Genomic DNA, 11,616 nt, shown 5'->3' on the forward strand with positions numbered 1-11,616 from the left:
ATACGCTCCTCCCCATGCCCGACGAGCCCCTCGCCCCGCACGGACCACTCCCCGACGGAGGCACCGTCCGCCCGATGACCCGCTGGGGCACCCCGGTCATGCACCGGCCCCAGCAGCAGGTCCGGACGTACGACGACGCGCTGCGCGCGCTGGCCGCCGACATGGTCGCCACCATGTACGCCGCCGACGGGGTCGGCCTGGCCGCCTGCCAGATCGGCGAGGACGTCGCGATGTTCGTCTTCGACTGCCCCGACGAGTCAGGCCGCCGCACCGTGGGCGTGGTCTGCAACCCCGTCCTGACCCTGCCCGAGGTCGGCGAGCGCAACCTCGACGCCGACGACGAGGGCTGCCTGTCCTTCCCGGGCGCGTTCGTCGAGTGCGCCCGCCCGGACTTCGCCTCGGTGACCGGGACGGGGCTGGACGGCGAGCCGGTGTCCTACGCCGGCGACGGCCTGCTCGCCCGGTGCCTGCAGCACGAGACCGACCACACCCTCGGCACCGTCTTCGGCGACCGGCTCCCGACGAAGCTCCGCAAGAAGCTCCAGAAGGCGCACGACAAGGTCGCCGACGAGTTCCCGCCCGAGTGGCCGGCATGACCGCGGGCGCCGTCCGGATCGTGCAGCTGCCGGCCGAGGCGATCATCGCGCTGGCCGACGGTGACCTCGCCGGGGCCAACGCCGCATCGCCGGTCCCGCTGACGGGCTGGATGGTGTCGGACAGCTCCGTGCGCACCTGGCAGTACCGCGCCGTGCAGGCGATCCAGACGCCCCAGGACCTGCCCTGGATCACCGGCATCCTCTGGGACGACGAGGAGCGGGTGGCGGTCGGGCAGTCCGGCTTCCACGCCGCCCCGGACGCCGACGGCATGGTCGAGGTCGGGTACGGCGTGGACCCGGCGTACCGCCGTCGCGGCTACGCGCGCGCCGCGCTCGAGCTCGCGATCGCCCGCGCGCAGGCCGACCCGTCGGTCCGGACGCTGCGCGCCACGATCTCCCCGGACAACGAGGCGTCCCTCGCGCTCATCCGCCAGTACCCCTTCGTCCACAACGGCGAGCAGTGGGACGAGGAGGACGGGCTCGAGCTCATCTACGAGCTCACTTGGTGACCTTGATGCTCCTCGTCGCGGTGGACTTCGCGGTCGTCGCGTCGCCGAGGTAGCTCGCGGTCACCTTGAGCGTGCCCTTCTTGACCTTGGGCAGCTTGAAGGACGCCTGACCTGCCTTGAGCGTCAGGGTCACCTTCTTGGTCCCGTAGGTCAGCAGCACCTTGCCCGCCGCGGCGGCGGCGCCGCGCACGACCTTGACCTTCACGACCGGGCGCGAGCCCGCCTTGGCCTTCGTGGGCGCGGTCAGGGTCGTCTTGGACACGGCCGGGCGCACGGTGACCGGGAGGGTCGCCGACGTCGACCCGGTGAAGTCCCCCGTGGACGGCACGAAGGTCGCGCGGTAGGAGTGCGTCCCGACCTTGACCGCCGGCACGACCAGCGCCGCCGCCCCACCGACCAGCTGGACCTGGCCGACGCTGACGCTGCCGTCGAGCACCTGGACGGTGCCGGTCGGCACCAGCCCGTCGGCGCCGGCGACCGTGATCGTCAGGGCCGCGCCGGTGCCACTCAACGCGCCGGTGAGCGCGGTCGTGGTCGCCGTCGGGGCGACGGTCACCTGGCGTGACGGCGACGTCGAGGTCTCGTACGCCGCCGCGCTCGTCGGCACGAAGGTCGCCGTGTAGGTGTGCGGACCAGCCGCGACGCCCGTCCGGCTGAGCACCGCGGACCCGGAGGCGAGCGGCACCGAGTCGACGACGACGCCGTCCTCACGGAACTGCACCGCGCCCACCGGCGTACCGCTGGAGGCACCGACGACAGCGGTCAGCGTGACCGTGCGGCCTGCGGCGACCGCCGTCAGCCCGGTGGTCGTGGTGGCGGCGGGCGCGACGTCGGTCACGGTGATCGACCTGGCCGGGGACGCCGAGCCCCCGAAGGTGTCGTCCACAGGGACGTACGTCGCCACGTAGGCGTGCTGCCCCGGCTCGGCATCCGGGAGCGCGAAGGTCGCCGCACCGTCGACGAGCTCCGCGGACAGGACGGGCTCGCCGCCCTCGGTGATCTCGACCGTGCCCTGCGGCACGCCGTCCACGCTGCCGACGGCGACCGCGAAGGTCACCGTCGTCCGCAGGCTGGTGACCGTCAGCGCGGTCGTCGTGTCGCTGGCCCCCATCGTCAGGCTCGACGCGGCCTCGGACCCGGCGTACACGCTCGGGTCGGTCGGGACGAAGACGGCCGCGTAGTCGTGGACGCCGGTGGCGACCGCGGTCCGGGTGGTCGCGGCCGTGCCGCCGACGACCGGGACGGTCGCGAGGACGAGGGAGCCGTCGCGGAACTCGACGCTGCCGGCCGGCGTGCCGATGGCCCCGTCGACGGTCGCAGTCAGGGTGACGCTCCGCTTGCTGCGCTGCGTCGCCAGGTCGGTCGTGGTCGCCGTCGGGTCGACGGTGACCAGTGCGGTCGTGGCGGACGTGACGAACTCGGCGTAGGACGGCACGAAGACCGCGCGGTAGGTGTGGGAGCCGCCGAGCACGTGCTGGACCGTGGTCCCGGCGGTGCCGTCCTCCGCCACCCAGACGGGGTGCTGGTCGTCGCCGAGCCGCGTGTCGCCGTCGTAGAAGACCACCGAGCCGTCGGGCGCACCGGCGTCCGATGTCACCCGTGCCGAGAGCGTGACCTGGTCCCCGTCGGCCGACGCGGTCAGCGCCGTGGCGGTCGCAGCGCCGGCGACCTCGACGGTCCGCACCGGCGAGCTGGACCCGGCGAGGATCGAGTACGGCGGCGGGTAGGGCTCGTAGGTGGCGCGGTAGTGGTGCGTGCCGATCGACGCGCGCGGGATGGACGCCTCGCCCGACCCGTCCTGGTCGAGGAAGACGAGGGTGAAGGGGCCGTCGTCGTCCGACAGGGTCACGTAGTCCGTGTCGAGCGGCTCGGACGACGTCACCTGCACGCGCAGCGTGAGCGCGCGGCCGTCGGCCGTGACGGCGAGCGAGGTCGTCGTCCGCACCAGGTCGCCCGAGACCGTGACCGTCCGCTGCCCGGCCGACTGGGCGTGGGTGGACCCGGTCGGCACGAAGGTCGCGGTGTAGGGGTGGTCGCCGGGCGCGACCCCCTTCAGCGTGATCGTCGCCGTCCCGTCGACGAGCGGGGCCGTGCCCAGCTCGCCGTAGTAGTCGTCGTAGAAGCCGACCTCGCCGGCCAGCGTGCCGCGGTTGGTGCCGACCGTGGCCGTCAGGGTGACGGTGCGCTCGGCGACCTTCGAGGTGAGCTCGGTCGTGGTCGCGATCCGGCCGACGGTGACGGTCCGGTCCCCCGATGACGAGGCGGCGTACGTCGTCGCGTCGGAGGGCACGAACGTGGCCGAGTAGGTGTGGTCGCCGGGGTCGAGGTCCTCAAGGACCAGCGACGCGGCGCCCGAGACCAGGGGCAGCGTGTCGAGGACGTCGTCGCCCGCGCGCAGCACGACCTCACCGGTCGGGGACCCGCTGTCCCCGGTGACCTGGACGTCGAGGGTGACGTCGAGGCCGTCCGAGCTCGGGGTCAGCTCGGTGCTGGTGACGATCGGGTCGACGGTCACGGTCCGCTCGTCGGACACCGAGCGGGCGAAGGTCACGTCGTCGGCCGGGACGTACGTCGCGGTGTAGGCGTGCTCCCCCGGTGCCACGCCGGTCAGCTCGAGGGTGGCCTTGCCGTCCTCGACGGCGACCGTGCCGACGAGGTCGGCACCCTCCCGGAAGCGCACCTCACCGGTCGGCGTGCCGCTGTCGGCCGTCACGTCGGCCTCGAGGGTCACGGTGCGCACGTCGACACGGGCCGCCAGGTCGGTGCCCGTGACGATCGGGGCGACGGTGACCGGCTGCTCGTCGGAGACGGACCCGCCGAACCTCACCGGGTCCGACGCGACGAAGGTCGCCGTGTAGGTGTGCCGGCCCGGGGCGACGTCCGACAGCTCGAGAGCGGCGGCGCCGTCGTCCACCGGCACGGTGCCGACGACATCGTCGCCGTCGCGGAAGACCACGTCGCCGGCCGGGGTGGAGCTGGCGGAGTCGACCACCGCGTCGAGCGCGACGGTGCGTACGTCGACCTCGGCGGTCAGGCCGGTCGTGGTGGTGATCGGGTCCACGGTGACGGTCCGCTCGGGCGAGCCCGACCCGGAGAAGGTCACCGGGTCGGTCGGGACGAACGTCGCCGTGTAGGCGTGCTCACCCGGCTCGACTTCGGTGAGCTGGAGGGTGGCGGTGCCGTCGTCGAGCGCGATCGTGCCCACGAGGTCGGTGCCCTCGCGGAACTCCACGTCGCCGGCCGGCGTGCCACGGGGAGCGACGACGCCGGCGTCCAGCGTGACGGTCCGCAGGGCCGCGTCGGCCGACAGGGTCGTCTCGGTCGCGATCGCGGCGACCGTGACGGCCGCCTCGGGCGACAGCGACCCGGCGTGGGTGTCGGCGTCCGCCGGGACGTAGGCCGCGGTGTAGGTGTGCCGGCCCGGCTCGACGTCGGTCAGCGTCAGGGACGCGGCGCCGGCCTCCAGCTCGGCGCGACCCACGACCTCGGCGCCCTCGCGGAAGACGACGTCGCCCGCCGGGGTCGAGTACGACGAGGTGACGTCGGCGTCGAGCGTGACCGTGTGCCCGTCCGCCGACGCCTCGAGCGCCGTGTCCGTGCCGATCGGCGCGACGGTGGCGGACGCGGGGTCGGACTCGGACGCCACGTAGGTGACGGCGTTGGCGGGCACGAACGACGCGGTGTAGGTGTGTGTCCCCGGGGTGACCCCGGTCAGGTCGGCCGTGGCCGCTCCGGAGGAGACGGCCACGCTCCGGACGACGGTGTCGCCCTCGCGGAAGACCACGGTGCCCGTGGGAGACCCGCTGGTGCCGGTGACGCCGGCCGTCAGGGTCACCGAGCGCCCGTCGACCTCGGCGGCGAGGGTGGTCACCGTGGGGATGGGGTCCACGATGACGGTCCGGACCGGCGACACCGATCCGAGGACGTGGTCGGGGTTCGCCGGCACGAAGGTCGCCCGGTAGTCGTGGGCGCCCGGGACGACGTCGGTCAGCGTCAGGACGGCGGTGCCGGAGTCGGCCGTCACGGTGCCGACGACGGTGCCGCCGTCACGGAAGACGACGGCCCCGGGCGGGGTGCCGGGCCCGGTGACGTCGGCCGTCAGGGTGACGGTCCGCTGGGACGCGCTGCCGGTCAGCGCCGTGACCGTGGTGACCTTGACGATCGCGGTGCGGGCGGGCGAGACCGAGCCGGCGTACCACGCGGTGTCGGACGGCACGAACGTCGCCGTGTAGGTGTGCTCGCCGGTCGCGACGTGCTCGAGGGAGAGCGCCGCGGCCTTGCCGGTGACGGCGACGGTCCCGACGACGTCGTCACCCTCCCGGAAGACCATGTTGCCGGCCACGGCTGCGTTGAGCCCCGCTTGGAGCGTGACGGAGTCGTCGGTGACGGAGGTGGTCAGCGAGGTGCTCGTCGGGACGGGGTCGACCGTCACCGGTCGGGCCGGGGACACCGAACCGGCGTACGTCGCCGCGCTGGTGGGGACGAACGTCGCCTGGTAGGTGTGCTCCCCCGGGCTGACGTTGGTGACCGAGACGGTGGACGACGCGAACCCACCGAAGACGGCGGCCGTGCCGACGACGGTGGCCCCCTCGCGGAAGGTCACGGTGCCGGACGGGGCACCGCTGGCGCCGCTGACCAGTGCGGTCAGGTCGACCTTCAGGCCGCCGGCGTACGACGCGGTCAGGTCGGTGGTCGTGACGATCGGGGCGACGATGACGAGCTTGGCCGGCGAGACCGAGCCGGCGTACGCCGCGGGGTCCGCCGGGGTGAAGGTCGCCGTGTAGGAGTGCGCCCATGGCTCGACCATCGTCAACGTCAGGCTGGCGGCGCCGTCGGCGACGGCCACCGTGCCGAGGACGGCGCTGCCCTCCTTGAAGACGACGGTGCCGGCCGGCGTGCGAGCCCCGGACGTCACGGTGGCGTCCAGCGTGACCGTGCGCACGTCGGCGCTGACCGCGAGCGCGGTGGTCGTCGCGCGCACCCCGACCGCGACCGTGCGGGTCGGCGAGGTGGACCCGGTGTGGGTGGTCCCGGTCGGGACGTAGGTGGCGCTGTAGGTGTGCGACCCGGGGTCGACGTCGGTGACCGGGAGGACGACGGACGCGCCGGACACGGGCACGGCGCCCAGCAGGGTCGTGCCCTCGTAGAACTCGACGGTGCCGGTGAGCGTGCGGGCGCTGGCGGCGGGCGTCGCCGTCAGGGTCACGGTCTGGCCGCTGACGACGGCCTGGAGCCCGGTGGTGGTGGCGATGCGCGCGACCGTGACGGTGCGCTCCGGCGAGACGGAGCCGGTGAAGACGGTCGGTGAGCTCGGGACGAACGTCGCGGTGTAGGTGTGGTCGCCGGGCAGCACGTTGGTGAGCGTCAGCCGGGCGGCTCCGGAGGCGAGCGTGACGGTGCCGACGACGGTCGCGCCGTCGCGGAGCTGCACCGAGCCGGCCACCGTGCCGAGGCCGACGGCGACGGTCGCGTCGAGGGTGACGGTCTGGTCGCTGACCGAGGCCTGCAGGTCGGTCGTGGACGCGACCTTGTCGACGCTCACGGCGACGACCGCCGAGGCCGATGCTCCGTGGGTGGTCGTGCCCGCCGGTGGCGTGTAGCGCGCCGAGTAGGTGTAGTCGCCGGGGACCACGTCGGAGATGACCAGGACGGCCGTGCCGGCGACGATCGGGGCTGTGGCGAACGGCGTCGTCGTGCCCCGGTAGAACGTGACGTTGCCGGGGGGCGCGGTGCCGTCGGTGGCGACCACGGCGGTCAGCGTGACCGTCCGCCCGGAGGCGTCCGCCGTGAGCGTGGTCGTGGTGCTCCCGAGGACGGTGGCGACCTGGACCGGCGAGCTGGACCCGTTGTGGGTGGTCCCGTCCGGCACGAACGTGGCCGTGTAGGAGTGCGCGCCGAAGGCGACCGAGGTGAGGGTCGCGGTGGTCGTGCCGTTGCCTGCGGTGAGGGTCTTGAGGGCCACGAGGTTCGTGCCGTCGCGGAACTGGACCGTGCCCGCCAGGGTGCCGGAGCCGGCGGTGACGGTGGCCGTGAGCGTGACGGCGCGGCCGTCGACGGTCGCCACCAGCGCGGTCGCGCTGGCGACGCGGTCCACGTCGACGGACTGCGGCGCGGAGACGGAGCCCCCGTACGCGGGGTCGGACGCGACGAACGTCGCGGTGTAGCTGTGCACGCCGGGCGCGACGTCGGCCACCACGAGGGAGGCCTTGCCGGCGGAGAGGGTCTTCGTGCCCACGAGCGTCGAGCCGTCGCGGAACTGCACGGAGCCCGCGGGCGTGCCTGGTCCGGTGACCTCGGCGTCCAGCGTCACCGTTCGGCCCTCCACCGAGGACGAGAGCGTTGTCGTGGTCGCGACCGACACCGTGACGGTGCGGGTGGGCGAGCTGGAGGTCGCGTGGGTGGCGGAGCTCGGGACGAAGGTCGCGACGTAGCTGTGGGCGCCCGGCGAGACGCCGGACAGGTAGATGCCGGCCGCGCCGCCGACGAGCGTCCGGGTGTCGAGGAGGGTGCTGCCCTCCCGGAGCTCGACGGTGCCGTCGAGGACCCCGTCGGCGGTCGCCACGGCGGCGTCGAGGGAGACGTCCTGGCCGTCGACGGTGACGGTCAGGTCGGTCGTTGTCGGGGTGGCCGCCACCGTGGCGGTGTGGTCCGGCGAGACGGAGCCTGCCTGGTCGGTCGGGTCGGTCGGGGTGAACGTCGCCCGGTAGGTGTGCGCGCCGGTCGCGACCTCGGTGAGCACGGTGGTCGCCGTACCGCCGGAGACCGCAGCGGTGCCGACGACGCTGCCGCCCTCGCGGAAGGTGACGGAGCCGGCCGCTGCGCCGAACGCGCTCGTCACCGTGGAGGTCAGGGTGACCCGGTGGAAGCTGACCGCCGAGCCGAGCGCCGTGGCCGTGACCGCGGGGTCGACGGTGATGTCACGCGTGGAGGAGGTCGACGTGGCGTACCGCAGGTCGTCGGCAGGGACGAAGGTCGCGGTGTAGTGGTGGGTGCCGACGGCGACGCCGGTGAGCACGAGCTGTCCGGAGCCGGCGCTGAGGGCGACGGTGCCGAGGAGCGTGGAGCCCTCACGGAGCTCGACGGTGCCCCCCGCCGCCGGCGCGACGGCTGCGTTGAGCGTCACGGTCCGCCCGGACAGGCTCGCGGTGAGGTCGGTGGACGTCGGCGTCGCCACGACGGCGAGGAGGACGCTCGTCGACGAGGAGGACTCGTACGTCGCGGGGTTGGCCGGGAGGTACGTCGCCGTGAACGGGTGGGTGCCGCGCGTCAGGTCGCTGATCGTCACGGTCGCCGAGCCGGAGGTGAGCGTCGCGGTGCCGACGACGGTGCCGGCGTCGAGGATCTGCACGGTGCCGCCGGGGGTGCCGGACGCGGCGGCGACGGTCGCGGTCAGGGTGGCCGAGCGACCGAGCACCTGTCCGGTGAGGCTGGTGGACGTCGCCGCGGCCGGCGGCAGCGGCGGCACGGTCACCGAGGTCGAGCCGGAGGCGGAGCCGGCGTACCGCTCGACGTCGGCCGGCACGAAGGTCGCCCGGTAGGAGTGCGCACCCGGGGTCACGTCCGTCACCGCGATGACCGCGTGCCCGGCCGAGACGGTGCCGGTGCCGACCAGCGTGGTGCCCTCGCGGAACTCGACGGTGCCGGCCGCGGTGCCCGCGCTCGGGGTGACCGTGGCGTCGAGGGTGACCGTCTGCGCGTTCGCCGTCGCCTGGAGGGCGGTGGTCGTCGGGGTCGCCGCGATCGTGACCGTCTTGGGCGCGGCGTCGGACGCGACGAACGCGGCCGTGTCGTACGGCGTGAAGCGGGCGGTGAACGTGTGGTCGCCCCGGGTCAGGTTGGACACCGTCGTCGTCTGCGACGGGTACGTCGCGTTCACGAAGCCGGAGTAGACGTACGTGGAGCCGTCGAAGATGTCGAGGTCGCCGACCGCCTTGCCGGCGGTCGCCGTGACGGCAGCGGTGACCGTCGCAGAGCGGCCGGTGACCGTGACCGAGAGGGTCGTGGTGGTGGTCTTCGCGCCGGTAGCAGTGCCCGACCAGGCCAGGCTGAACGGCCCGACCCCGGTCGCGAAGGTGCGGTAGCCGTCGACCGCGATCGCGTACGTCGTCCCCGCGGTCGCGTCGAACGTGACCGTGGCGAGGTGCCCGCCCGCCGTTGGCTCGTCGTTGCCAGCGACCTTGGTGAGGGAGGCCACCGACGTGCCGGTGTAGGCGGTGAGGATGGTGTCGCGGTCGGCGACGGTCGACGAGGTCGTCATGGTCACCGGTCCGGTCGCGGGCGCGGTCCACGAGTACCAGACGGACGCCCCTCCCGGGGTGGCGCGCGTCCCGACGGGGGCGGTCTCGCCGACCTCGGCGGTGGACTCGAGGTTGTCGCCGGACACGGTGCCGGTGACCCCGGAGATGGTCGACCGCTGGGCGAACGCATCGTTGGCGGCGCGGGTCGGCACGGTGACGGGGGCCGACGCCTGCTGACCCTCCATGGTGTTGACGGCCGAGACCCCGAGGGTGTGGGAGCCCGGGGCGAGGCCGGTGATGTTGGCGCCGCGGGCGGCGCTCGAGAGGTAGCCGAGATAGGTGCCGTCGAGGTAGACGTAGTAGTACTGGATCGCCGAGCTGCCGACGAAGCTCGGCGGCGACCAGGTCATCTCCGCCCGTCCCGCGACGCTCGCCCAGCTCGCCGTGACCGCCGTCGGCGCCCCGGGTGCGGCGGTGCCGTTGGACGTCGACGCGGAGACGAATGACAGGGCGCCGACGCCGTTGGCGTTGAGCGGGGTCACCGTGAACGTGTAGCCGGTGCCGAGCGTCAGCCCCGTCCAGGTGTAGGTGGTCGTCGACGCCGGCACCTGCACGTAGTCGTCGCTGCCGCTGCGCGTGAGCAGGTAGCCGGTGACCGCGCCGCCGGCACCCGGCGTCGTCGGGGCGCTCCAGGAGAGCGTCACGGTGGGGGCGAGCGGGTCGGGCGTGGCGGTGAGGTTGTTGGCCTTCGACGGGACGCCGGTCGGGAAGGCACCGTTGCAGTTGCCGGTCTTCGCCATCGTGTAGGCGCCCATGGAGCCGTAGTCGTCGTAGCCCGTGCTCCACGGGCCGTTGCCGGTGCCGTCGACGGCCACGTAGTAGGTCGACTGGGCCAGCGCCGGCTGGGTGATGGTGGCACCCATGCCGCTGGAGACGGTCGCGCTCACCTGGCCGGAGGCGGGGTCGGCGGTGCTGACCACGGTGCCCGCGGCGTTGAGCAGGGTGAGCTTGATGTCCAGGTCGGCCGCGGTGACCGTCGGGTTCGCGGACACGCTGACGCTGCCGCTGCAGGTGCCGAGCAGGTAGACGTCGACGTCCGTGCGACTGGTGATGTAGTTCGTGCCGGTCGGGAAGTTCTCCGGCTGGGCGATGCTGCTGCCGGCGACGTCGAGGCGTGATCCCACGACGGACCGGATGACGGCGACGTCGTCCTGCTGGTTGTTGGCGCCGTCGTAGTCGCCCTTCGACCACTGGCTGATCGGGTGGTCGTAGCTGCCGCCCATGATCGGCGCCCAGGCCCCGTGACCCGGGTTGTAGTCGGGGTGCGCGGCATCGCCGTCGTGGGTGAGGCCGAGGGTGTGCCCGGCCTCGTGGGCCGCGGCCTCCCCGATCGCCTTCGTCGAGTTGGGGCCGAGGAGGTGCGGGAAGACCCAGGCGGGCTGGTAGTAGCCGTAGCCGTCGCCGCCCGCGCCGGCAGAGGCAGCCATCGAGCCGGTGTAGGCGACGCCACCGCAGGTGTTGTTGCAGATCGCCGCGCTGGCGCCCGTGCTCGGGCTGATGACGACGTGGGTGCCGAACACGGCATCGCTCGAGCTCGATCGGTTGATGGCGGCGGCGCCGGGGTCGGCGGTGGTCACGTCGACGTCGAACGGCGCGTAGTCCTCGGCGACGGACTCCCAGATGGCCTGGATCGAGGTGAGCTCCGTGTTGTCGAACGCCGCGCCGTTGCCGGACGGGTCCCACGCCGGCTGCGTCGTCGGGGTGGCCGGGTACGCCGCGTGCCAGGCCGTCGCGCTCGCGGTGGCGCCGTCGAAGTCGAGGAAGATGGTGTGCTGGGAGCCGGCCTTGCTGTGCAGCGTGAAGGTCTGGTCGAGGGGCGCGCCGGCCGCGGGGACGGGCGCGTCGGACGGGGCGTCGAGGACGGCGTCCTTGAAGAACACCATGCCGTCCTGGTCCACCCAGGCCGTCGCGTCGGTGCTGAGCAGGTCGACGAGCTCACCCGTGGACAGGTCGTTCAGCGCGGCCGCCTCGTCGAGGTCGTCGCCGAGCAGGCGCACGGCCGCGGCACCGTGCACGGGTCGCGGCAGGTCGACGTCCGCGGCGGCCGAGCGCGCCTGCGCGGCGGACAGCGGCTTCAGCCCGGCCTTCGGCTTGGCGGCAGGCGTCCCTGCGGTCTTCGTGACCGTCGCAGGGGCGGTCTCGCGCTGCGGTGCGGCGGCTGCGATCGGCGACGTGCCGCCGAACACCAACGCCGCGGACAGGACGAACACCAAG

Annotated in this window: 3 protein-coding genes; 2 read left to right on the forward strand and 1 reads right to left on the reverse strand. The window is 73.7% G+C overall.

The window, feature by feature from the left end:
- Nucleotides 1-14: 14 nt before the first annotated feature.
- Entirely contained in the window at nt 15-596 is a 582-nt protein-coding gene (gene def / locus ABEA34_RS20320) for a peptide deformylase (protein WP_345523405.1), read from the forward strand.
- On the forward strand, nt 593-1,105 hold the full coding sequence (locus ABEA34_RS20325) for a GNAT family N-acetyltransferase (RefSeq protein WP_345523406.1): 513 nt from the start codon (nt 593-595) through the stop codon (nt 1,103-1,105). The genes def and ABEA34_RS20325 overlap by 4 nt, the downstream gene beginning before the upstream one ends.
- Here the strand turns inward: ABEA34_RS20325 and ABEA34_RS20330 are convergent.
- Complete coding sequence (locus ABEA34_RS20330) at nt 1,095-11,612, reverse strand: Ig-like domain repeat protein (protein ID WP_345523768.1); 10,518 nt, start codon at nt 11,610-11,612, stop codon at nt 1,095-1,097. The two genes, ABEA34_RS20325 and ABEA34_RS20330, sit on opposite strands and share 11 nt — an antisense overlap.
- Nucleotides 11,613-11,616 lie beyond the last annotated feature (4 nt).

This window comes from Nocardioides conyzicola (assembly GCF_039543825.1).
In the GTDB taxonomy this organism is placed as follows: Bacteria; Actinomycetota; Actinomycetes; order Propionibacteriales; family Nocardioidaceae; genus Nocardioides; species Nocardioides conyzicola.

Bases quoted from the DNA above. Each gene is read 5' to 3' on its own strand.
- def (WP_345523405.1), top strand. From the start codon at position 15: ATGCCCGACGAGCCCCTCGCCCCGCACGGACCACTCCCCGACGGAGGC.
- ABEA34_RS20325 (WP_345523406.1), top strand. From the start codon at position 593: ATGACCGCGGGCGCCGTCCGGATCGTGCAGCTGCCGGCCGAGGCGATC.